This is a genomic window from Acidovorax sp. GW101-3H11 (genome assembly GCF_001633105.1).
Taxonomy (GTDB): domain Bacteria; phylum Pseudomonadota; class Gammaproteobacteria; order Burkholderiales; family Burkholderiaceae_C; genus Acidovorax.
Genome location: NZ_LUKZ01000001.1, coordinates 144,409 through 167,531 on the forward strand (window position 1 = coordinate 144,409; position 23,123 = coordinate 167,531).

General features: G+C 67.8%; 16 protein-coding genes and 1 tRNA gene. 15 read left to right on the plus strand and 2 right to left on the minus strand.

Features of this window, described 5'->3' with window-relative positions; all coding sequences use genetic code 11:
- Positions 1-78: 78 nt before the first annotated feature.
- The 14 genes from A1D30_RS00675 (at position 79) to A1D30_RS00735 (ending at position 20,487) form a co-directional block, all read left to right on the plus strand.
- Positions 79-933: a MoxR family ATPase gene (locus tag A1D30_RS00675; protein WP_063458900.1), complete on the plus strand. Its 855-nt coding sequence runs from the start codon at positions 79-81 to the stop codon at positions 931-933.
- A gap of 20 nt (positions 934-953) precedes the next feature.
- The gene (locus A1D30_RS00680) at positions 954-1,190 is read left to right on the plus strand and encodes a hypothetical protein (RefSeq protein ID WP_063458901.1); all 237 of its coding nucleotides are present in this window, start codon (positions 954-956) and stop codon (positions 1,188-1,190) included.
- 22 nt (positions 1,191-1,212) lie between these two features.
- Positions 1,213-1,803 carry a GNAT family protein gene (locus tag A1D30_RS00685; protein ID WP_063458902.1) on the plus strand — a complete coding sequence of 197 codons (591 nt, stop codon included), beginning with the start codon at positions 1,213-1,215 and terminating at the stop codon, positions 1,801-1,803.
- A 21-nt stretch (positions 1,804-1,824) separates the two neighbouring features.
- Complete coding sequence (locus A1D30_RS00690) at positions 1,825-3,012, plus strand: VWA domain-containing protein (RefSeq protein WP_063458903.1); 1,188 nt, start codon at positions 1,825-1,827, stop codon at positions 3,010-3,012.
- Between the two features lie 136 nt (positions 3,013-3,148).
- Complete coding sequence (locus tag A1D30_RS00695; RefSeq protein WP_082836245.1) at positions 3,149-5,089, plus strand: BamA/TamA family outer membrane protein; 1,941 nt, start codon at positions 3,149-3,151, stop codon at positions 5,087-5,089.
- Positions 5,089-9,462, plus strand: a complete 4,374-nt coding sequence (locus tag A1D30_RS00700; RefSeq protein ID WP_082836246.1) for a translocation/assembly module TamB domain-containing protein — start codon at positions 5,089-5,091, stop codon at positions 9,460-9,462. The genes A1D30_RS00695 and A1D30_RS00700 overlap by 1 nt, the downstream gene beginning before the upstream one ends.
- 54 nt (positions 9,463-9,516) lie before the next feature.
- Positions 9,517-9,591: transfer RNA gene (locus tag A1D30_RS00705), tRNA-Arg, on the plus strand.
- Positions 9,592-9,784: 193 nt separating this feature from the next.
- The gene (locus A1D30_RS00710) at positions 9,785-10,261 is read left to right on the plus strand and encodes a DUF2170 family protein (RefSeq protein ID WP_242421746.1); all 477 of its coding nucleotides are present in this window, start codon (positions 9,785-9,787) and stop codon (positions 10,259-10,261) included.
- 68 nt (positions 10,262-10,329) lie between these two features.
- Positions 10,330-11,073 carry a PspA/IM30 family protein gene (locus tag A1D30_RS00715; RefSeq protein WP_063458904.1) on the plus strand — a complete coding sequence of 248 codons (744 nt, stop codon included), beginning with the start codon at positions 10,330-10,332 and terminating at the stop codon, positions 11,071-11,073.
- Entirely contained in the window at positions 11,070-11,510 is a 441-nt protein-coding gene (locus A1D30_RS00720) for a hypothetical protein (protein ID WP_199865905.1), read from the plus strand. The genes A1D30_RS00715 and A1D30_RS00720 overlap by 4 nt, the downstream gene beginning before the upstream one ends.
- A 68-nt stretch (positions 11,511-11,578) precedes the next feature.
- A complete protein-coding gene (locus A1D30_RS00725) occupies positions 11,579-12,223 on the plus strand; it encodes an OB-fold-containig protein (protein WP_063458905.1) in 645 nt (214 codons plus the stop codon).
- Between the two features lie 103 nt (positions 12,224-12,326).
- Entirely contained in the window at positions 12,327-14,453 is a 2,127-nt protein-coding gene (locus tag A1D30_RS00730) for a hypothetical protein (protein ID WP_242421747.1), read from the plus strand.
- A gap of 140 nt (positions 14,454-14,593) precedes the next feature.
- Entirely contained in the window at positions 14,594-14,860 is a 267-nt protein-coding gene (locus A1D30_RS25410) for a hypothetical protein (protein WP_131798396.1), read from the plus strand.
- Complete coding sequence (locus A1D30_RS00735; protein WP_063458906.1) at positions 14,857-20,487, plus strand: DNA repair ATPase; 5,631 nt, start codon at positions 14,857-14,859, stop codon at positions 20,485-20,487. The genes A1D30_RS25410 and A1D30_RS00735 overlap by 4 nt, the downstream gene beginning before the upstream one ends.
- Positions 20,488-20,526: 39 nt before the next feature.
- Here A1D30_RS00735 and A1D30_RS00740 read toward each other — a convergent pair whose 3' ends face one another.
- On the minus strand, positions 20,527-21,429 hold the full coding sequence (locus A1D30_RS00740; RefSeq protein ID WP_063458907.1) for an EamA family transporter: 903 nt from the start codon (positions 21,427-21,429) through the stop codon (positions 20,527-20,529).
- 99 nt (positions 21,430-21,528) lie between these two features.
- Between A1D30_RS00740 and A1D30_RS00745 the strand changes: the two genes are divergently transcribed.
- On the plus strand, positions 21,529-22,017 hold the full coding sequence (locus A1D30_RS00745; protein WP_063458908.1) for an Lrp/AsnC family transcriptional regulator: 489 nt from the start codon (positions 21,529-21,531) through the stop codon (positions 22,015-22,017).
- On the opposite strand, the gene A1D30_RS00750 is transcribed toward A1D30_RS00745, so the two are convergent.
- Positions 22,018-23,016: a 2-dehydropantoate 2-reductase gene (locus tag A1D30_RS00750; RefSeq protein ID WP_063458909.1), complete on the minus strand. Its 999-nt coding sequence runs from the start codon at positions 23,014-23,016 to the stop codon at positions 22,018-22,020.
- Positions 23,017-23,123 lie beyond the last annotated feature (107 nt).

Consider the following 23,123-nt stretch of genomic DNA (forward strand, 5'->3'; position numbering starts at 1 on the left):
GCTCTGGGCTCTGATCAGCCGTTGATTATAGCCAGCGCCCTGTCAAGCCCATTCATCAACGATCCGGTGTTTTCCCCCATGAAATTCCAAGGCTCCCAGAACTACGTCGCCACCCAAGACCTGATGCTCGCTGTGAACGCCGCCATCACGCTGCAACGGCCGCTCTTGATCAAGGGCGAGCCCGGCACGGGCAAGACGATGCTGGCCGAGGAAGTGGCGCAGGCGCTCGATATGCCGCTGTTGCAATGGCACATCAAATCCACCACCAAGGCCCAGCAGGGCCTGTATGAATACGACGCCGTGAGCCGCCTGCGCGACAGCCAGCTCAATGATGGCGACAGCGCCGAGCGCGTGAAGAACATCCGCAACTACATCGTGCAGGGAGTGCTGTGGCAGGCCTTCACCGCCGACCGCCCCGTGGCGCTGCTGATCGACGAGATCGACAAGGCCGACATCGAGTTCCCGAACGACCTGCTGCGCGAGATCGACCGCATGGAGTTCTACTGCTACGAGACGCGTGAACTCATCAAGGCCAAGCACCGCCCGCTGGTGTTCATCACCTCCAACAACGAAAAGGAACTGCCCGACGCCTTCCTGCGCCGCTGCTTCTTCCACTTCATCAAGTTCCCCGAGGCCGACACCATGCGGCAGATCATCAACGTGCACTTCCCCACGCTCAAGAGCGAACTGCTCAGCGTGGCGATGAAGACGTTCTATGACGTGCGCAACCTGCCCGGCCTGAAAAAGAAGCCCTCGACCAGCGAGCTGATCGACTGGCTCAAGCTGCTGGTGGCCGAAGACATTCCGCTCACGGCCCTGCAAAGCGCGGACAACAAGGTGGCCGTGCCCCCGCTGGTGGGCGCACTGCTCAAGAACGAGCAGGACGTGAGCCTGTTTGAAAAGCTGGTGTTCATGAACCAGCGAAACCGCTGATTTTTCGCACAGGCCGCACCATGAGCGCCCCCAACACCCCGTCTCTCGCAGACGGCATCTCTGACGCCGTCGGTTTTGTCGGCGGCGCCCTCATCGGTTTCTGGCTGGGCCAGTGGCTCGGCCTGGACATCTTTGCCCCGGGCTATGGCACCCCGGCCCTGCTGGGCATTGCCCTGGTGGGCCTGGGCGGCGGTCTGGGCCTGCATGCGGCCAAACGCTGGCAGGCCAGCCGCCGCAGCAAGCCCGCCAAGGACTGAGGCAGCGCCCGGAGCAACACCCATGGCCTTTGTAGAACCCATCACCCTGCGCGACCGGGGTGTGCGCCTGGAGCCCCTGGCCCTGTCGCACGAGGAAGGCCTGCGCCTGGCCGCCGCCGACGGCGAGCTGTGGAAGCTGCGCGTGACTTCGGTGCCCGAACCCCAGGACACCCGCGCCTACATCGAAACCGCCCTGGCCACACGTGACCGCTTTGCATTCGCCGTGGTCGATGAGGCCACCAACGCCGTACTGGGCAGCACCAGCTACCACGACATCCTGCCCGCCGCGCGCCGGGTGGAGATTGGCTACACCTGGTACCGCCAGAGCGTGCAGCGCAGCCATGTCAACACCACCTGCAAGCTGCTGATGATGGGCCACGCCTTCGACACCCTGGGCTGCCACGTGGTGGGCTGGCGCACCGACAACTACAACTTCGCATCCCAAAAGGCCATCGAGCGCCTGGGCGCCAAAAAAGACGGTGTGATCCGTGGCCACGCGCTGCGCCGCGACGGCACCATCCGTGACACGGTGATGTACAGCATGCGCACGGGCGAGTGGCCCGAGGCGCGCGCCCAGTTGCTATACCTTTTGGAGCGCAACAAGCCCGCCTGACGCGCGCAAGGAGCCAAAAACATGCTGATCGACTTCTTCTACACCTTGCGCTCGGCCAAACTGCCGGTATCGGTCAAGGAATACCTCACCCTGCTCGAAGCCCTGCAGGCGGGTGTGGTGGGCCCCAAGTCGGACGACGCGTGGAGCCTGGACGACTTCTACAACCTCTCGCGCCTCACGCTGGTCAAGGACGAGAAGCACTACGACAAGTTCGACCGGGCCTTCGGCGCCTACTTCAAGGGCGTGGAGATGGTGGCCGACTTCACCAAGGAGATCCCGGCCGACTGGCTGCGCAAGATCCTGGAGAACGAGCTCACGCCCGAGCAGAAGGCCGCCATCGAGAAGATGGGCTGGGACGAGCTGATGGAGACGCTGAAGAAGCGGCTTGAAGAACAGAAGGAGCGCCACGAAGGCGGCAGCAAGTGGATCGGCACCGGCGGCACCAGCCCCTTTGGCCACGGCGGCTACAACCCGCAGGGCGTGCGCATCGGCGGCGCGGGCAAGAACAAGAGCGCCGTGAAGGTGTGGGAGCAGCGCGCCTACAAGGACTACGACGACCAGCAGGAGCTGGGCACGCGCAACATCAAGGTCGCCCTGCGCCGCCTGCGCAAATTTGCGCGCGAGGGGCATGAGCTGGAGCTGGACCTGCCCGACACCATCCGCAGCACGGCCGCCAACGCGGGCTACCTGGACATCAAGATGGTGCCCGAGCGCCACAACAACGTGAAGGTGCTGCTGCTCATGGACGTGGGCGGCACCATGGACGAGCACATCCAGCGGGTGGAAGAACTCTTCAGCGCGGTGAAGTCGGAGTTCAAGCACCTGGAGTTCTATTACTTCCACAACTGCGTGTACGACTTCATGTGGAAGAACAACCGCCGCCGCTTTGCGGAGAAGTTCCCCACCTGGGACATCATCCGCAAGTACAACCGCGACTACAAGCTGATCTTTGTGGGCGACGCGACCATGAGCCCGTACGAGATCCTGCAGCCCGGTGGCAGCGTGGAATACAACAACGAGGAAGCGGGTGCCGAGTGGATCCAGCGCCTAACGCACGCGTTTCCCAAGCACGCGTGGATCAACCCCGAGCCCCAGGGCGTGTGGCAATACCGCCAGAGCATCAGCATCATCCAGCAACTCATCGGCAACCGCATGTACCCGCTGTCGCTCAAGGGGCTGGAAGAAACCATGCGGCTGCTGTCGAAGTAAGCACAGCGGTTGGCGGCGCAAAGAGCCCATTGCGCGCCGCTGTCTGACACGGGCGGGATGCTTTTCAGTGCATAGTGGCGGCGGGCTGGCTTTTTAAACAGCGAGCCCCCACCGTCCAACCCCACCCTTTGTAGCCGTGCCCTTTCGCGTCCTGCGCTTCTTTGCCAATCCCCCAACGCCGGCCCCATGGTCGGCGTTGCTGCTTATCGGCGCGCTGTGCCTGCCGGGGTGCAGCCTGCTGCCGCGCAGTGAGAAAGGCGACAACAGTCAGGAAGCCTCCACTGCAGCCATTGCCGAATCCGCCACACCCGCATTCGACCTGCGGGTGCGCGCACCGGCCAGCGTGCAAGACACCCTGGAGCGCCACCTGGAGCTGCAGCGCTTTCGCCACCTGCCCGACCTGCATGCCAACGAGCTGCAGCGCCTGCTGGGCGCCGCCGACGCCAATGCCCGCGAGCTGCTGGGCACGATGGGCTACTTTGCGCCCACCATCACCGTGGAGCTGACCGAAACGCCTGACAGCCCCACCGCACCACGCGCCGTGGTCGTCACCGTGGAACCCGGGCCGCAGACCCAGGTGGCCCGCGCAGAAGTACTTTTCAGCCCTGGCAACACGGCAGCCGCCGAAGCCGCCAGTGCCCCTTCCCCGGACGCCAGCACCCGCCAGCAGCAGCGCGTGCAGCGCAACTGGTCGCTGACGCCCGGCCAGCCCTTCACCCAGTCTGCCTGGGACGCGGCCAAGAACGATGGCCTGCGACAGCTGCAGGCGCGCCGCCACCCCACCGCCCGCATTGAAAAAAGCCGGGCCGAGATCGACGCCGACAAACACGAGGCCCAGCTCAGCGTGACCTACGAGCCCGGCCCCGCCTACCGCTTCGGGCCGCTGCGCGTGGAGGGCAGCCAGCGCTACGACCCCGATGGCGCGCGGCGCCTGGCCCGCCTGCCCACCGGCGCCGTGTACGACGAGGCCGAAATGCTGGACGCCCAGCTGCGGCTGGCCAGCAGCGGTTATTACGACGCCGTGTTCCTCACGCTCGACACCGAGGGCACCGACCCCCAGGCTGCGCCCGTGGTGGCCCAGGTGCGCGAGGCCAAGGTGCAAAAGCTGGTGTTCGGGCCAGGGTTCTCGACGGACAGCGGCGCGCGCCTGTCGCTGGAACATATCCACAACCAGATGCCCGGCCTGGGCTGGCGCGCCGTGAGCAAGCTGGCAGTGGACCGCGAGACCCAGCAGGCCAGCAGCGAATGGACCGACTTGCCTGACGACCGGGGCTGGCGCTGGTTTGCTGGCGGCGAGCTGCAGCGCGAATCCACCGGCGACTACGACGTGAACAGCAGCCGCCTGCGCGCGGGCCGCAGCAAAAGCACCCGGCACATCGACCGCAACTACTTTGTGCAGTACGACTACGCCAACAGCCAGGGGCTGGCCGCCAACGCGCAGCTGCCCTCCGACACCAGCACGGCGCTGAGCCTGAACTACGGCTGGACGGGCCGCTACTTCAACAGCCTCACCGCCCCCACGCGCGGCCACGGCATTGCCGTGGAGCTGGGCCTGGGCACCACGCTGCGGCCCGAGCGCGACCCGTTTGTGCGCACCCTGCTGCGCTGGCAATCCTTCGTGCCCGCCGGGCGGGTGACCGACGATGCAGGCACCGGCCGCAATGCCCGGCTGGCCCTGCGGGCCGAGGCCGGGGCCGTGCTCGCCCGCGAGGGCGCACAGATCCCTGTGACGCAGCTGTACATCACCGGCGGTGACACCACGGTGCGCGGCTACGGCTACCGCAGCATTGGTGCGCGCACCGACAACGGCCAGCTCTATGGTGGCCGCTACCTGGCCGTGGGCAGTGTGGAATGGCAACGCCCCATCGTCTACAAGGGCCAGATGACCGACTGGGAGAGCACGCTGTTTGTTGATGCCGGGGCCGTGGCCGACAAGGTGGGCGACCTGAGCCCCCGCGTGGGCGTGGGGGCTGGGGTGCGTTGGCGCAGCCCCGTGGGGCCCCTGCAGGCCGACCTGGCCTATGGTGTCAAAACAAAGGAACTGCGGCTGCATCTGCGGCTGGGGTTCAGCTTCTGATGGCGATGAGCAGCACCCCGCCCCATCCCGCACCGCGCGCCCGCGCGTCCGACTTCAGCGCCGGATCGTCATCGGCCCAGCACCCCCGCCCACCGCGCCGACCAGGTGCCTACCGCATGCTGCGGGCCCTGGGCTGGCTGCTGGTGGCGCTGGTGGCCCTGCTGCTCACGGCCAGCGCGCTGCTGTGGTGGTGGGCGGGCAGCGGCACGTCGCTGGCCACCTCGCTGACCCGCGCAGCGCAGTACCTGCCCGCCGAGCAGCAACTGGAAAGCCGCGAGGTCACCGGCTCGCTGCGCAGCGGTGGGCGCATCGGCTGGCTGCGCTGGAGCAGCCCCAGCCTGTCCGTCGAAGTGACCGACCTGCGCCTGGGCTGGCAGCTGGCGCCCTTGCTGCAGCGCAGGCTGGAGCTGGGCGACGTACTGGCCACACGCGTGCAGATCACGCCACTGGGCGGCCCGCACAGTTCCGAGCCCCCCACGCCCCCCACCGAGCTGGTGCTGCCCTTGCACATCGGCGTGGCCTTTCGCGTGGACCAGTTGCAGTGGGCAGGCGCCCCGGCGGTGGAAGCCCGGGGCTTGGCGGGCGACTACCACTTTGATGGGCGCGAGCACCGCCTGAACATCGGCGGCGTCGAGCTGGCCCAGGGCCAGTACAACGCGCGGCTGACACTGCAGGCCCAGGCCCCACTGACGCTGAGCGCCACGGTGGACGGCACGGTGCGCACCGCCGTGCCCGGTGGCACATCCGCCATCCAGCTGGGCGCGCACGCCACGCTGCAGGGCACGCTGGCCACGGCGGCGGCGCAGCTGCAATTGCAGGCGCGCATCCAGCCCACAACTGCGCAGGAAACCCAGGCTACACAGGCACCGCCCGCCACCGCCGCCCCCATGCAGGCCGAGGTGCAGGCCACGCTGGCCCCGTGGGCCACACAGCCCCTGCAGTCGGCCCAGGCCACGCTGCACGCCGTCAACCTCGCAGCCCTGTGGCCCCAGGCCCCGGCCACGCAGCTGCATGGCACCGTCCAGGCGGGCCCCACCCCAGGCGCGGCCGCCAGCGGCACAGGCTGGGCCCTGCAGGCGCAGCTGCGCAACGACCTGGCAGGCCCGTGGGACCACACCCGCCTGCCCATCACCACCCTGCAGGCCGACGCGAAGTACGACGGCACCCGCTGGACGGTGCCCGGCGCCACGGTGAATGCAGGCACCGGCGCAGTCACGCTGCACGGCAGCTACACCCCCACCACCGGCGCGCTGGAAGGCCAGGCCGAACTGCGCAACCTGCGCCCCGACGCCCTGCACACCGCCTGGGCGCCCGCCCCGCTGGCAGGCCGCGTGGCGGCGCAGATGCAGGGCGATGTAGTGCGTTTTACGGCAGACATCCGGGCCACCGGCTCTGGCGTTGTGGCATCGGCCAAATCAACCACCCAGCGCGCCCCGCTGCTGCGCATCAACACGCTCGCCGCCCAAGGCAGCTGGCACCCGCCGTCGCCCACCCAGCCCGGTGGCAGCTTGCAGCTGGAGCGCCTGCTGCTGGACGCGTTGCAGGCGCGCGTCGAAGCCACACAGCTGCGTGTGGCCCCCGGCGATCTGTCGGGCCAGGGCCTGGTCACGCTGGCCGTGCCAGGCACCACAGCACGCGCGCAGGGCAGCATCGCCCCACAGACCGGTGCGGGCGACCTGCTCATGCAATGGACCGATGTGGGCCAGACCCAGCGCTGGCTGGCCAGCCTGCCGCTGGTGGGCACGCCGCTGCAACAGGCCCTGCAAGGCGCCACCGCCCAGGGCGCCGCACAACTGACCGCCCGCTGGAAAGGCGGCTGGCAAACGCTGGCCCGGCAGTTAGAATCCGCCACCGCCACCGGCACCGGCACCGGCACCGGTGTGAGCACCAGCACCCACAACACGGGCAGCACACCGCCATCTGACAAGGCCCCTTTCGAGCTGCAAGCCGCGCTCTCTACCCCGCAGCTGGACCTGTCCCTGCCCCCAGGCCAGGGCGCAGGTGGCGCCACCGCCGTGCAGCTGCGCGCCGTCAAGGCCGACCTCTCTGGCACCCTGGCGCAGGCTACGCTGGTGCTGGACGGCGAAGCGCGCCTCAACGCGTCCCAGCCCCGGCAGATGCAGCAGCTGGCCCTGCACACCCGCGCCACCGGTGGGCTGGGCACACCCGCACAAGGCACACAAGGCGCACAAAGCGCGCAGGTCCAGATCAGCACACTGCGGCTGGTGGCGCAAGATGCCGCACGCCCCGGCCCCTGGACGCTGCAGCTGGCCGAACCCCTGTCCCTCACCACGCGCGCCACCCCCAGCGCTGGTGCGTCGTCGCCAGCGGCGGGCTACACCGTGCAGGCCTCGGCAGGCCAGGCCCGCCTGACCGGCCCCCTGCCCGGCACCGCCACGCTGCGTTGGCAACCCCTGCGCGTGGCCACCGGTGCCAACCCGCTGCAACTGCAAACCCAGGGCACGCTGCAAGGTCTGCCCATGGCCTGGGTCGATGCCCTGGGCCTCGCCGACACACCCGCCGCCGCAGGCCGCCCCACCCAGCCGCTGCTGGCCCGCATGGGGCTGGCCACCAGCATCGTGCTGGACGGGCAATGGAACGTGGACACCACCCAGGGCCCCTTGCGCGCCAGCGCCAGCCTGCGCCGGGCCAGTGGCGACCTGCGCATCCTGGCGGGCGATGCCACCGCCATCACCGCTGTGCAAAGCAGCGGCCAGGGCACGGGCGCAGGCGCCACCACCGTGATCGCCACCGAGGCGTCGGCCAGCCCTGCGGGATCAGCCAATGCACCAGGCACCGCCGCCGGGGTGCGCCAGGCCGAGGTCACCATGGAAATCGACGGCGAAGCCCTGCGCGCCCAGCTGGCCTGGGCCAGCGAGCGGGCTGGCGAGGTGCAGGCCAGCGCCAGCACCCGCCTCACACCCGGGGCTCCGCCGGGGGCAGCCCTCGCCTGGGCGCCCGATGCGCCACTGGCTGGCACGCTGCGCGCGCGCCTGCCCGACGTGGGGGTGTGGTCGGCCCTGGCCCCGCCCGGCTGGCGCGTGCGCGGCACGCTGGACGCAAGCGCCACCCTGTCAGGCACGCGCAATGCGCCGCGCTGGGCCGGCACGCTGGGCGCCGACGACATGGCCGTGCGCTCGGTGGTCGATGGCGTGGACCTGCAAGCGGGCCGCCTGCGCGCCACGCTGCAAGGCAACCAGCTGCAGATCACCGAGTTCCGCCTGCAGGGCGGGCGCGGCAGCGGCGCGCGCATTGCAGGCTTCAGCGGCAACCGCACCGCCGCGCCACAAGACGGCGGCACGCTCACCGCCACCGGCAGCGTGGGCTGGGGCGACAGCGCTGCGGCAACCACCGGCCTGTCGGGCATCACCATGGCCCTGCAGGCCGAGGCCAAGGCCTTGCAGGTGCTGGTGCGCGCCGACCGGCAGGTCAGCGTGTCGGGCCAGCTGCAGGCGCAGTTGCAGCAGGGCCAGATCAGCCTGCGCGGCAAGCTCACCACTGACCGCGCCACCATCATCCTGCCCGACGAAACCGCGCCCAGCCTGGGCTCGGACGTGGTCGTGCGCTCTGCCGCCAAAGACCGCGAAGACCAGGCCCGGGCCCAGGCCGCCGCCAAGGCCAGCCAGGCGGCGGCGCAGGCGGAAACCGCCAAACCACCCGACATCGCCATCACGCTCAACCTGGGGCGCGACTTTGCGCTCAGCGGCCATGGCATCACCACCCGGCTCACAGGCGAGGTGGACATCCGCAGCAGCGCCGTGCCCGGCGCCCCGCCGCGCGTGACCGGCGAGGTGCGCACCGACGAAGGCCGCTACCGCGCCTGGGGCCAGATGCTGGACGTGGAGACGGGCCTGATCCGCTTCAACGGCCCCTACAACAACCCCTCGCTCGACATCCTGGCGCTGCGCCCCAACATCAGCGTGCGCGCGGGCGTGCAGGTCACGGGCAGTGCGCAGGCGCCCCGCGTCAAGCTCTATTCCGACCCCGACCTGCCCGACGCCGAAAAACTCTCGTGGGTGGTGCTGGGCCGCAACGCCACCGCAGGCGGCGCTGAAGCCGCTGTGCTGCAGCAAGCCGCTCTGGCCCTGCTCGGCCGCAAGGGCGGCAACACCGGCACCGCCAACATCGCCAGCCGCGTGGGCCTGGACGAGATCGGTTTTCGCGGCGCCACCCCGGGCGACGACGCCAGCACTGCGGCCCTCACCTTCGGCAAGCGCCTGTCCAAGGATTTGTACGTGACGTACGAGCGCAGCCTGTCCGGCACGCTGGGCACGCTCTACATCTTCTACGACCTCTCCCGCCGCCTCACGCTGCGCGGGCAGACGGGCGAGAAAAGCGCGGTGGACATCATCTACACGGTGAAGTACGACTGAGGCTTCGGCGGCCAAAGAGGCCCGCGCGCGCCACTACAATGCGCGGCGGCTTATCTCCTCGTAGTTCAATGGATAGAACGAGTGCCTCCTAAGCGCTAGATACAGGTTCGATTCCTGTCGAGGGGACCAAAGTTTTGATACAAAACGGCCCCTACCGCGCGACCATCAAGCGCTTATAGCTATTAAATTTATAGCAAACAACGTACCCACCTCCTGCGGTACGTGCCGATGGCCATCCCTGGCGCCCCGTTTCGCCGCACTTGCATTTGGTCACAAATGATGATGTTGACATGATATGTCTGCATCCCTATTCTCCTGATCCATGCAGGCACACGGAGCTTCCTCCGGCCGCCTGCCCCACCCGCAGGATGAAGGAGACGCCGTGGCCACTTTGCTGGAACAACTCAACAACCTGGACGTGCTGACCTCGGCGCTCATGGGCGGTGTGGCGGTGCAGTTGCAGCCCATTGCGGGTGATGTGCCCGTGGTGCAGGTCAGCATCGAGGGGCGCGACGAGCTGCCCATTTTCGTGACCTGCTCGGACATGCAGATGATCTGCCTGTGCTATCTGTGGACCGACGCCGACGTGCGGCCCGAGCGGCGGGCCGAGCTGATGGAAGCGCTGCTCGATTTGAATCCCTCCGTACCCCTGTCGGCCTTTGGCCGCGTGGATGGCCGCTTCGTGCTGGTCGGCGCCCTGAGCCGCGCGGCCCGCGCCGAAGATGTGGCGCACGAGGTGGCGGTGCTCAGCGACAACGCGCTCGATGCGCTCGATGCGCTGGCGGAATTCCTGCGCTGAGCTACCCGCGCATTCCGCCGCCCCACCTTTCTTTCCCCAAGCTCTTTCGACATTGACAGGAGAACACCATGTCGGTCATCAAGAAACTCGTCACCCTGCTGCGCGGCAGCGCCCGTGAACTGGGCCAGAGCGTGGTCGATGGCAACGCCACGCGCATCTATGAGCAAGAAATCATCGACGCCAAAAGCAGCATCACCGAGGCCAAGACCGAGCTGACCGGCGTGATGGCCAAGCAGATGCAGACGGCGCGCGACATCGAGCGCATCAAGGCCGATCTGCTGCGCCATGAAGACCTGGCCGTGCAGGCGCTGAACAAGGCCGAGGAAGGCCTTGCGCTGGAAGTGGCCGAGCGCGTTGCGGGGCTGGAAACCGAGCTGAACGCGCAGACCCAGGCCCATGCCAGCTACGCCATGCAGGTGTCGCGCCTCAAGGACCTGATCCGCGCGGCCGAAACCCGTGTGCGCGAGCACGAACGCGAGATCGGTATCGCCAAGACCACCGAGAGCGTCTACCGCGCCACGCAGAGCATCTCTGAAAGCATCGGCGCCACCGGCTCGCAGCTGACCAGCGCACGCGACTCGCTGGAGCGCATCAAGAAGCGCCACGAAGACCTGGCCGACCGCATGGCCGCCGCCGAGCAGCTGGACCAGGAGTTTGGCCACCGCGCGCTGGAGCGCAAGCTGGCCGACGCAGGCATTGGCGACAGCGACAAGGTGCGCGCCGCGCAGGTGATGGAGCGGCTGAAGGCGCGGCAGGCTGCAGCGGCAGCCGCCCCCGGCACAACCACCACCACGCCCCCCTCCGCACCATGAGCCCCGCAGCACCGCGCAAGCCGGTGCGTTGGCAGGGCTCCGAGCCCGCCCTGCGCGCCGTGCAGGTCGCCTTCGATGTGGAAGAAGCGGTGATGGAAGCCATCCGGGTCGCGGCCTTCCACGCCAATGTGTCCACCTCCACCCAGATCCGCAGCGTGCTGAACCTGCCCGTGGCCGCGCGCCCCAAGCGTCCGCGCCTGACCGTGACGCTGGACACGGGCGACTACACGCTGCTGGCCGGGCGCTATGGCCTGGCACCCGACGACCGCCTGGGCATCAAGGAGGCTGCCACGCGTGAACTGATCGCGTTTGTGGAGCAGGTGCCCGCTGCCCCCTCGCAGGCCGCGCTGCCCGGCAAGCCCGCCAAGGGGGGCAACATCAAAACCACGGAGCAGCCTCCCCCACCACGCAAGGGCAAAGGAAAAAGCGGGCCCTGAACCCGGCGCAGCTTTCATCAAACAGTCCTCGACACAGACACAACATACGAGGAACAGGAGGGAATTTCATGTTTGCCAATCTCATCGCGGCGGCCACCAGCTTTCCGACCGCCATCTACACCGTGCTGCTGGGCGTGGTGCTGGTGTATTGGCTGCTGGCCATCGTGGGCATGGTGGATTTCGAATCCAGCGGCATTGACCTGGACATCGAGGCCCACGCCGACGCCAGCGCCGACGACCTGGGCGCCATCGCCAGCTACGTGGTGGCATTCGGCCTGAGCGGCGTTCCGTTCTCCATCGTGGTGAGCCTGCTGGTGCTGGTGGGCTGGACGCTGTCGTGCCTGGCCGCCGTCACGCTGCAGGCGTGGATCCCTACCGACATCCTGCGCTGGCTGGCGGGCCTGGCCATCCTGGCCGTGTCGGCCGCGCTGTCGCTGGTGATCACGGCGCGCATCGTGCGGCCGCTGCGGGGCCTGTTTGTGCACCACACGGCGCAAAGCAATGCATCGCTGGTGGGCCAGACCTGCAAGGTGCTGACCGGCGTGGTGGACGAGCGCCAGGGCCGGGCCGAAGTGGCCCAGCGCGGCGCCAGCATCAATGTCCGCGTGTGGTCACCCAGCCCCAACACGCTCAAGCGCGGCGACACCGCCCTGATCACCGAATACGACGCAGGCACCCACCGGTACCTGGTGATGCCGATGCCCCCCGCGTGACCCTGCCCAGGCCCGAGGTCTGGGCAGCGCAACACACCGGTTGCCCTGTTTTCCGTTTTTCACTGTTTTCTTCAGTTCCACCCTTTCAGCAGAAAGTGTTCTCATGCAGCAATCCTTCATGGTCATCCTGATTGCCGTTGGCGTTCTTGTCTTCCTGATCCTGGCGATGTTCGCCATGTTCGCGAAGTTCTACCGCAAGGTGGAACAAGGCCACGCGCTCATCATCAACACCCTGCGCTCCGAGCCCGAAGTCACCTTCACCGGTCGCATGGTCTACCCCATCATCCACAAGGCCGAGCTGATGGACATCTCGGTCAAGACCATCGAGATCGACCGCTCGGGCGACCAGGGCCTGATCTGCGCGGACAACATCCGCGCTGACATCAAGGTGAAGTTCTTCGTGCGCGTGAACAAGACGGCCGAGGACGTGCTGCGCGTGGCCCAGGGCATTGGCTGCGCGCGCGCCTCCAACCACGAGATTCTGGAAGACCTGTTCTCGGCCAAGTTCTCCGAGGCGCTCAAGACGGTGGGCAAGTCGCTCGATTTTGTGGACCTGTACCAGGCGCGCGACCGCTTCCGCGACAAGATCATCGAGCAGATTGGCGATGACCTGTCGGGCTATGTGCTGGAAGACGCGGCCATCGACTACCTGGAGCAGACGCCGCTGTCCAAGCTCGATGCCAACAACATCCTCGATGCGCAAGGTATCAAGAAGATCACCCAGCTCACGGCCGTGGAACACGTGGTGACCAACGAGCTGCGCCGCAACGAGGAAATGCAGATCAAGAAGAAGAACGTGGAAACGCAGGAAGCCCTGCTGGAGCTGGAACGCCAGCAGGCCGACGCCACCGCGCGCCAGGCCCGCGAAGTGGCCACCGTGAAGGCACGCGAAGAAGCCGAAACCTCCAAGATCCAGGCCGAGGAGCGCACCCGCTCCGAAATGGCGCGCCTGCAGTCAGAGCAGCAACTGGCTGTGCAGCAGGAAAACGTGCTGCGCGAGAAGGAAGTGGCCGAGAACAACCGCAAGCGCGCCGTGGTGATCGAGCAGGAACGCGTGACCCGTGCGCAAGAGCTGGAAGTGGTGGCGCGCGAGAAGGAAGTGACGCTGCAGCGCATTGAAAAAGACAAGGCCGTGGAAGTGCAGAAGAAGGCCATTGCCGACGTGGTGCGCGAACGCATCGTGGTCGAACGCACCGTGGCCGAGCAGGAAGAAGCCATCAAGGAAGTGCGCGAAGTGGCCGAAGCCGACCGCACGCGCAAGTCCATAGTGATTGGCGCCGAGGCTGCGGCCGAAGAGAAGGTCATCATGGAAGTGAAGACCGCCGAGGCGCAAGAGCGCAAGGCCCGCCACAAGGCAGCCGAAGACCTGGTGCTAGCCGATGCGCGCCTGAAGGTGGCTGAACGCGATGCCGAAGCCAAAAAGCGCGATGCCGAAGGCATTGAAGCCCTGACCGCAGCGCCCGGCCTGGCCGAAGCCAAGGTGCAGATGGCCAGTGCCAGCGCCAAGCTGGCCACCATGGAGGCCGAAGCCAGCGGCAAGGAAAAAGTGGGCCGTGCCGAAGCCCAGGTCATCGAAGCCCAGGCCCAGGCCGAGGCCGTGGGCCTGCGTGCCCGCATGGAAGCCGAAGCCGCTGGCAAAGAGAAGGTCGGCCAGGCCGAAGCCCTGGTGCGCACCGTGGACGCCGAAGCCCTGGCCAAGATGGGCGATGCCGAGGCGCACAACATCGATGTGAAGTTCAACGCCGAAGCGCGCGGCCTGAAGGAAAAGTTCGAGGCCATGAAGGCCATGAGCCCCGAGACCCGCGAGCACGAGGAATACCGCATGCGCCTGGAGCGCGCACACACCGAAACCCTCAAGGGCATCGAGGCACAAACCGCCATCGCCAAGGAGCAGGCCGAGGTGCTGGGCGTGGCCCTGCAGAACGCCAAGATCGACATCGTGGGCGGCCAGGGCGACTACTTCGACAGCTTTGTGCGCGCGCTGTCGGTGGGCAAGGGCATCGACGCCACGGTGGGCAAGAGCCAGACGCTGCAGGTGGCCTTCAAGGACCAGCTGAGCGGCGAGCGTGATGTGGTGGAAGACGTCAAGCAGATCCTGAGCGCCGCCGGTGGGTCGGCCGGTGAGCTGCAGAACCTGAGCGTCTCGGCCCTGCTCACGCGCATTGCCACCCAGGGCACGGATAGCCAGAAGCAGGCGCTGCAGCAGCTGCTGCAAGGGCTTCGCAAGTAAAAACATAGCAGCCAGCGTTTAACGCACCAGAATTTCAAGCCTTTTGTCTTGAGACCACTGGGCACAAGCGCTGGCAGCTACCCATTGAGCAGCAGATGTTCGCCCAACCCTGGTTCTTGCCGGTCATCAGTTGCCTGCTCATGACCATCCCTGCCTTCCTGCTGCGACGCTGGATCACACGAAAAACCGGCCGAACGTCACTCCCCCTTAGTCACCCCTGGCAACTGCTGTTTGTGGCTGTGTGCGCCTACTTTGCGCCACACAACCTCTCCGATGCCTCTGCCTGGTGGCTGCTCTTTGGAGTCCTGCAAGCAGCGTCCGTGGCTGATCTGGCGCTGCAGTGCCTTGTTGGCAAAAGGGATCTGCCCGAAACGCCCCCACCCGCCCCAATGAACGATGCGCCATGACTACTGCACCTAGCAGCACTGATACCCCCGTCGAAGACGCCGCCATCGACACCAGCGTGGCCGAAAGCAGCAGCTACGAGTTGCTGAAAAAGCGCCTGGAAGCCCAGGGCGACCAGCTGCTGTCCAAGGCCCAGGCGCTCAATGCGGCACGCATTGAACAGTTCGGCCAGCGCGACCAGCAGCTCCTGATGCGCCTGCGCGCGCGCACCGAGCACAACTGCGTGGCGCGAGACCTGGCCTACATCGGTGGCAACCGGTTGCTGTTTGGCTACAACGTGTTCATGGGCCTCCGGCGCGAGACGCGGGTGGAGGACGTGTTTGCGCTGTACGAGCTGGCGCACCACGACACGAACAGTGAAGGGGTGGGCGCGCCCGAGAGCGATGAACTGGTGCAGGTGCCCATGGCGGGCAGCTTTCTGGACGACCCGCGTTTTGTGGCCGACTTCAACGAGCTGTACACCTATTACAAGCAGGCCACGCTGCAGCTGCTGCGGCCCACACCGGAGTTTCTGCTGGCAGCGTTCCAGATCGGACAGCAGGCGCAGGACATCCGCGTGTTCCGCTGGCGGCGCGAAAGCGATGGCTCGCTGAAGTACGTGGACAACCGGGGCGAGCGCGACCTGACGCCGCCGCCCAGCCACGACTTCAGCTGGACACCCCTGACGCGTGAGCACCATGTGGGCGGTGCCCACCCGCACATCAATGTGCTGGACACGGTGTTTGTCGAAACCGTGGGCGGCACGCTTACCGTGAAGGTCGAGAACAACACCGAGACCGGCCTGGGCATCTACGAAGAGCCCGTGGACGACGCCAACCAGGCGCTGGGCGACGCCGAGTTTGCCTATGCCAAGCTGGGCCTGTTGATCCTGCTGCAGGTGCGCCCCTACCGCGAGAGCACCACGCGCTACCTGGTGTTCAACCAGCGCACGCAGCAGGTGGTTCGCATCGACGCAATCGGCGCATCATGCATGCAGCTGCCGGAGGACCACGGCATCATCTTCCCCGGTGGCTACTACCTGCAGTCGGGCGAAACCAAGCGTTTTGACCTGCCCCCCGAGCTGACCGAGCAGCTGCGCTTCACGCGCATGAAGCGCTCGCCCAACGGCGAGGACGTGGCCTACATCTTCTATGGCACCGTGCCGCCGCCGCAGGGCAGCCCAGCCACGCTGGATGCGGGCTGCTACGCCCTCTTCACCTACAACCTCATCGAAAAATCGCTCGCACCGCCCATCCTGGCCGACGGGTACAGCACCTTCCCCGATGGGCGCATGCTGGTGTTCCAGGCCGCGCGCGGCGAGGCCACGCGCGTGCACCCCATGCAGCTGTGGCGCACGCCGTTTGCGACCGAAGAACACGCCAGCCGCCAGCCCGCAGGCACGGGCTTTTTCGGGCGCGTGGGCAATGCCGACCTGGTGCGCGGCATTTCGGACCTGCTGGGCATTGCGCGCATGGTGCGCGAACAGGTCCCCACGCGCACTGCGTACGAAGACCTGATCCGCCAGTGCCAGCGCGCACGCGACGCCTACTTCTGGCTCGACGCGGGCGAGGTGCAGAACGCAGCGGCCGACCTGGGTGGCATCGAGCAGGCCGCGCAGGCCACGCTGGGCGAGTTTGAAAAGGTCGAAAGCATCCGCCAGGACACCACCCGCGCGCTGCACAAGGCCGAAGGCCAGCAGCGCGAGCTAATGACCGCCATTGCCAGCCAGCTGTGGCGCAGCCCCAGCGACTTTGTGCAGGCGCTGGACCGCCTGCGCCAGCGCCAGGGCGAGCTGCACCTGCTGCGTGAACTGCGCTATGCCGACCTGGCCACCATCGATGCGATGGCCGCGCAACTGACGGCCGAGCAGCAGCGTGTGGGCGAGCGCGCGCTGCAGTTCCTGTCCGACGAAAAAGCCTTTGACGGCCAGCGCCAGGCCCTGGCCAAGGTGGCTACCGCCCTGCCCCAGGCGACGACGGCGGGGCAGTTGGCCGAACACCTGACCACGCTGGACACCGAAGCCGCGAGCCTCGACCTGCTCAGCGAACAACTGGGCAGCCTGCCCGGCGGCGATGCGGTACAGCGCACCACCATCCTCGACCGCATTGCGCTGCTGTACGCCGACATCAACCGCCTGCGCGCCGATGCCCGCGCGCGCCGCCGCAACCTGGGTGCGGCCGAGCAGCGGGCCGAGTTTGGCGCGCAGTTCAAGCTGTTCGGCCAGGCGGTGGAAAACGCGCTGGAGCTGTCGGACACGCCCGAAAAGTGCGACGAAGCGCTGACCCGCCTGCTCGCGCAACTGGAAGACATTGAAGGCCGCTTTGCCGAGCAGGAAGAGTTTCTGGCCGACATCGCCACCCAGCGCGAAAGCGTGTACGAGGCGCTGTCGGCCCGCCGCCAAAGCCTGGTGGATGCACAACAGCGCCGCGCCAAGGCCCTGGCCGACGCGGCCACGCGCGTGCTGGACGGCGTGCCGCGCCGCATCGCGGGGTTTGGCGAGCTGGCCCAGGTGCACAGCTACTTTGCATCCGACCCCATGCTGGCCAAGCTGCGCGAGCAGGTGGCCGAGCTGCGCCGCCTGGGCGCGGCCGTGGCGGCGGACGACATCGACACGCGCCTGAAAACCGCCCGCGACCAGGCCGTGCGCGCGGTGCGCGACCAGCGCGACCTGTCGGCCGGTACCGGAGGCGGCCTGAAGCTCGGCAGCCACACCTTCACCATCAACAAGCAGCCGCTGGATCTGACCCTGGTCGCCCACGGTGATGGCCTGGCCTGGCAGATCACCGGCACCGACTACCTGGCCCCGGCGCACCATGACCGGCTGGAGGCGCTGCGCCCCTTCTGGCAGCAGGCGCTGGTGTCTGAAGCACCGCAGCTGGCGCGCGCCGAATACCTGGCTGCTGAATGGCTGGAGGCCCAGCAGCGCGGCGAGGCCGAGCCTGGCTGGAGCGAGCTGCTGGTGCAGCTGGCCGAGCACGCGCGCACCGATGGCACCGATGGCACCGACGGCACCGAGCCCAGCACCGCGCCCGCCGTGCTGCTGGATTCGCTGCGCCGCTTTGCTGCCAGCCGCTACCAGGAGGGCTACCAGCGCGGCATCCATGACGACGACGCCCTGGCCATCGTGCGGGTGCTAGCGCCCATCCAGGACGCGGCTGGGCTGCTGGTCTATGGCCCGGCCGAACGCGCGCTGGCCAAGCTCTATTGGCACCTGGGCCTGCGCGAGGAAAGCCGCCATTCCCTGGCGCGCCGCGCCCGCAGCGCACAGCACATTGCCCAGCTGTTTTCAAAGACCCACCTGCGCGACACGCTGGAGGCCGAATCCGCGCAAGGCCTGCGCCAGTTTGTGGAGCAGCACCCCGTGCTGGCCGCTGAATGGCTGCCCGAACTGGCCCAGGCACTGAGCATCGGCGATGCGGAAGGAGCAAGCGACGAGGCCCTGCTGCGCACGCTGGTGGAAGAGTCCGGTGCCTACCTGGTGCGTGAGCTGGCGCAGACCGAGATCGGCACCGCCGAGCTGTCGCCCATTACACCCCAGTGGGTCATCAGCAACACCGGCGCGGACCTGGTGCAGGCCCTGCAGCGCGCGCTGGACCACGGCGGCCTGGCCAGCGCCTGGCTGCGCGATCTGAACGCGGCCGAGCCGCTGGAGCGCTGGCGCCTGGCGCGCGGCTGGCTGCGCGCGTTTGCGGCCACACAAGCCACGGCCGATGGCACCACACCGGGCCTGGCATGGATTGATGACGCGGCCACGGCGCTGACCTTCCAAGGCACGCGCCGCCGCATCAACACCACGCTGGATGCGCAGGTGGCCGGGCTGCGCAGCGAACACACGCGCATCCAGCACGGCGCGCTGGCGTTCAACCTCAACGACTTTCGCCGCCGCGTGCGCCACCACCGCAGCCACGCAGTGCAGGGCTTCACGGAGCTGCAGGCCCTGCGGCACGAGCTGCTCGTGCAAGAAAAAGCGCGCCTGCACCTGGCGCAGTTCCAGGCCAAGCCGCTGGCCACCTTTGTGCGCAACCGGCTCATTGACGAGGTGTACCTGCCGCTGGTGGGCAACAACCTGAGCAAACAACTGGGCGCCGCTGGCGACAGCGCACGCACCGACCGCATGGGCATGCTGCTGCTGATCTCGCCGCCCGGCTACGGCAAGACGACGCTGATGGAGTACGTGGCCAACCGCCTCGGCCTGGTGTTTGTGCGCATCAACTGCCCCGCCCTGGGCCACGGCGTGACCAGCATCGACCCCAGCACCGCGCCCAACAGCGCGGCGCGGCAAGAGCTGGAAAAGCTCAACCTGGGCCTGGCCATGGGCAGCAACGTGATGCTGTACCTGGACGACATCCAGCACACGCACCCCGAGTTCTTGCAGAAGTTCATTGCGCTGGCCGATGGCACCCGCCGCATCGAGGGCGTGTGGCAGGGCCAGCCTCGCACCTGGGACATGCGCGGCAAGCGTTTTGCCATCGTGATGGCGGGCAACCCGTACACCGAGTCGGGCGACGTGTTCCGCATCCCCGACATGCTGGCCAACCGGGCCGACATCTACAACCTGGGCGATGTGCTCTCGGGCCGCGAGGCGGTGTTTGCGCTGTCGTACATCGAAAACAGCCTGACCGCCCACCCCGTGACCCAGCCCCTGGCTGCGCGCGAGCCGCAGGATGTGCACCTGCTGGTGCGCATGGCCCAGGGCGAGGCCATCGACACCAACAGCTTCGCCCACCCCTACAGTGCGGTGGAGCTGCAAGAGCTCAAGGGCCTGCTGCAGCGCCTGTTCAAGGTGCGCGACGTGCTGCTGAAGGTAAACCTGGCCTACATCGCCTCGGCCGCGCAGGACGACCGCTACCGCGAAGCGCCGCCCTTCCGCCTGCAAGGCAGCTACCGCAACATGTCGCGCCTGGCGCCGCAGGTCACGCCGCTGATGCAGGACGATGAACTGGACGCGCTGCTGCGCGACCACTACCGGGGTGAGGCGCAAACGCTGACCACCGGCGCCGAAGAAAACCTGCTGCAGCTGGCGCAGCTGATAGGCCGCCCCACGCCCCAAGAGCAGGAGCGCTGGGACCAGATCCGGGGCGACTACCAGCGCCAGCGCAAGATGGGCGGCGCCGAGGATGACCCGAGCGTGCGCGTGACGCGTGGCCTGCTGGACATTGCCCGCAGCGTGGAAGCACTGCAGCCCCGCAAAGCCACCGAGCAGCTCACGCAGCACATCACCCAACATGTCGCCCAGCCCCTGGCCGCGATTGCGCAGCACCTGGCGCAGCCCACGCCCGCACAGCAGGCGCAAGGTGCGGCACTGACCCGCATCGAGCCCGCTCTGGCCGCCTTGGCAGAACTGGCCCAGCACCTGCAGCAAGGCACCACCCAGACCCAGGCCCAGATGCGCGCCAGCCTGGACGCCACGGCCCAGGCGCTGCAGGCCTTGCAGGCCAGCACACACACGCTGCACGCCCATAGCGACCAGGCCCAGGCCCAGCGCATGGTGGACGCGCTGCTGTCGCTGTCCGTCACCTACCGCCAGCTCATCATGCCGCTGGTGCGTGCTGTGGAAAGCCGCGTGGGTGCCGACGCCAAGATGCACCAGGAGGTGGAGCGGCTGGAGGGCATGATCGACAACCTGCGCGGCGCGCCGCCCGCCAAGTAGGCCGGAACAGCGCGCAAGGCGCTGCGTCTGCGCCGGTGCTCAGGCCGGTTGCGGCGCCGCCCCCGGCGCTGCGGGCGCACGCGCCGTGAGCGCGCTGCCCATCGAGGCGGCCATGATGCAGCCAATGGCCAGCCACTGCACCACGCTCAGGTGCTCGCTCAGCAAGGCCATGGCGACCAGCGCGGCCACGGCGGGTTCCATGCTGATCATGATGCCGAAGGCCTCCTTGGGCAGGCGCTTCAGGGCCATCATCTCCAGCGATATGGGCACTGCGCTCGACACCGCTGCCACCGCCACGCCGATCAGCAACAGGCTGGGCGAGAGCAGCGCCGCGCCCGCATGCGCCACGCCCACTGGCACCACCACCAGCGCTGCCACCAACAGGCCCAGCGACACCGAATGCCCCGCGTGCAAATGCCCCGCGCGTTTGCCAAACACGATGTACAGCGCCCAGAACACCGCCGCGCCCAGCGCGTAGGCCACGCCCACCGGGTCCAGCATGCTGCCGTTGAGCCCCAATGGCAGCAGCAGCCCCAGCCCCGCGATGGCCAGCAGCACCCAGACAAAATCCACTGCGCGGCGCGACGACCAGATGGCCACGGCCAGCGGCCCCGCAAACTCGATGGCCACGGCCAGGCCGAACGGCAGCGTGCGCAGCGACATGTAGAACATCAGGTTCATGCCGCCCAGGGCTGCGCCGTACAACACCACCGACTTCGCATCGGCCCGGCTCAGGTGCCAGCGCCAGGGCCGCCACAGCAACAGCACCACCAGCGCCGAGAACCCCACCCGCAGCGCCGTGGTGCCCTGCGCCCCTACGGCCGGAAACAGCCAGTGTTTGGCCCAGGATGTGCCAATGCCCAGCGCCGTCACAGAGCCAAGCACGGCAAGAAAGGGGAGAAAACGGTGGAACACCGCAGAGGTAGAGAAAGAAACTGGCATGCGCAAAAATATAGTTCGCTCACGCCGTGTTTTTGACTCTGATTTGAGGGGTCAAACGCAACTTTCACTCGCCCGTTCTCGCCCCGCACGAGGTTTCGCATGACCGCACCCGCCGTACTCGACCGCTTCGACCTCGCCATCCTGGACATCCTGCAGTCCGACAACACCACGCCCCAGCGCGTGATCGCCCAGGCCGTGAACCTCTCGGCCCCGGCCGTGCAGCGGCGCATCCAGCGGCTGCAGAACACCGGCGTGATCCGCGCCAACGTGGCCGTGCTCGACCCGGAAAAGGTCGGCAAGCCCCTGACCATCATCGTGGAGGTGCACCTGGAGAACGAACGCCCTGACCGCACCGCCCCGCTGCGCGCGCGCATCGCCGCCGAAGCGGCCGTGCAGCAGTGCTACAGCGTGACAGGCGAGGCGGACTACCTGCTGGTGGTGACGGTGGCCTCGATGACCGACTACCAGGCGCTGACGCGGCGCCTGTTTGAAGGCGACGACAACGTGCGCTGGTTTCGGACCTCGGTGGCGCTGGAATGCATGAAGACGGGGCTGCGGGTGCCGCTGGACACCGGCCCCGGCATCTGACTACACCCCCAGCATCCGCCGCATCTCTGCCCCGCCAAGCCGCAGCCTCGGCCCACCCAGCAGCTCGCACATGCGCGCATTCAGCGGCGCCGCCATGCCCTGCTGCGCCGCCAGCCGCACCACCGCACCGCACAGCGCATCAATCTCCGTCACCCGCCCGGCTTCCAGGTCGTCCCACATGGATGAGCGGGCGGTGGCGTCGATCTGCAGCATGCGTTTGGCCAGGCGGGTGAACAGCCAGTTGGGCAGGCGCAGTACAGAGGGCAGCATGGTGGGCGACACGGCCGTGACCTTTGCGGGCGTGATGCCTGCACGTGCCATCACGCCCAGCGCTTCGGATTGCAGGGCGGCGAACACGCGGCGGCAGTCGCGGTCGAGCAGCTCCTGGCGCAGGGGCAGGTTGGACAGTGCGTTGACCGGGTTGTTGAGGTTGAGCAGCAGCTTGCCCCATTGCACGGCACGGATGTCGGGCGGCAGCACGATGGCCAGGCCTGCGGCGGCAAAGACCGGTGCGACGCGCTCGGTGGCCGCATCGCGCTGCAGTTGCAGATAGCCAGCGGTGGCACGGTGCACCTGCGCGCCGCGCAGCACCACGTTGTAGGGCACCATGCCCGCCAGCACATTCAGGCCCGACGCCAGCGCCTGGGCGCGGGCCACGTTGTCCACGCCGTTCTGCAATGAGATGACGGGGGTGCCGGGCGCACAGGCCGCAGCCAGTTCGCGCGCGGCGGATTCGGTGGCGCCGCTTTTGACGCACAGCAGGACGATGCTGTCCGCACCCGGCGTCACCTCGGCCAGGGTGGCCGCCAGCCGCAGCGCCGAGGCACCAGCGGGCACCGTGTGGTCAAAGCCGTCCAGGTCGGTCACGCGCAGGCCCTGCGCCGCGATGGGCTGCAGTGCGTGGGCGCGGCCTACCAACGTGACGGCCTGGCCTTGCGCCGCCAGGCGGCCACCCACATAACAACCGATGGCGCCTGCGCCGAGAACGATGAAGTGCATGGTTAAGAGCCTATTCAAAGTCTTTTTGGAGTCACACAAGTCCCTTGCCCGAAGGGTTGGAGTGAAATCGGGCGATTGAACGCCCCGGCTGCTTGCATGGGCACGAG

Bases quoted from the DNA above. Each gene is read 5' to 3' on its own strand.
- A1D30_RS00675 (WP_063458900.1), top strand. From the start codon at position 79: ATGAAATTCCAAGGCTCCCAGAACTACGTCGCCACCCAAGACCTGATG.
- A1D30_RS00720 (WP_199865905.1), top strand. From the start codon at position 11,070: ATGAGCCCCGCAGCACCGCGCAAGCCGGTGCGTTGGCAGGGCTCCGAG.
- A1D30_RS00730 (WP_242421747.1), top strand. From the start codon at position 12,327: ATGCAGCAATCCTTCATGGTCATCCTGATTGCCGTTGGCGTTCTTGTC.
- A1D30_RS00685 (WP_063458902.1), top strand. From the start codon at position 1,213: ATGGCCTTTGTAGAACCCATCACCCTGCGCGACCGGGGTGTGCGCCTG.
- A1D30_RS00710 (WP_242421746.1), top strand. From the start codon at position 9,785: ATGCAGGCACACGGAGCTTCCTCCGGCCGCCTGCCCCACCCGCAGGAT.
- A1D30_RS00745 (WP_063458908.1), top strand. From the start codon at position 21,529: ATGACCGCACCCGCCGTACTCGACCGCTTCGACCTCGCCATCCTGGAC.
- A1D30_RS00715 (WP_063458904.1), top strand. From the start codon at position 10,330: ATGTCGGTCATCAAGAAACTCGTCACCCTGCTGCGCGGCAGCGCCCGT.
- A1D30_RS00740 (WP_063458907.1), bottom strand. From the start codon at position 21,429: ATGCCAGTTTCTTTCTCTACCTCTGCGGTGTTCCACCGTTTTCTCCCC.
- A1D30_RS00690 (WP_063458903.1), top strand. From the start codon at position 1,825: ATGCTGATCGACTTCTTCTACACCTTGCGCTCGGCCAAACTGCCGGTA.
- A1D30_RS00680 (WP_063458901.1), top strand. From the start codon at position 954: ATGAGCGCCCCCAACACCCCGTCTCTCGCAGACGGCATCTCTGACGCC.
- A1D30_RS00750 (WP_063458909.1), bottom strand. From the start codon at position 23,016: ATGCACTTCATCGTTCTCGGCGCAGGCGCCATCGGTTGTTATGTGGGT.
- A1D30_RS00725 (WP_063458905.1), top strand. From the start codon at position 11,579: ATGTTTGCCAATCTCATCGCGGCGGCCACCAGCTTTCCGACCGCCATC.
- A1D30_RS25410 (WP_131798396.1), top strand. From the start codon at position 14,594: ATGACCATCCCTGCCTTCCTGCTGCGACGCTGGATCACACGAAAAACC.
- A1D30_RS00700 (WP_082836246.1), top strand. From the start codon at position 5,089: ATGGCGATGAGCAGCACCCCGCCCCATCCCGCACCGCGCGCCCGCGCG.
- A1D30_RS00735 (WP_063458906.1), top strand. From the start codon at position 14,857: ATGACTACTGCACCTAGCAGCACTGATACCCCCGTCGAAGACGCCGCC.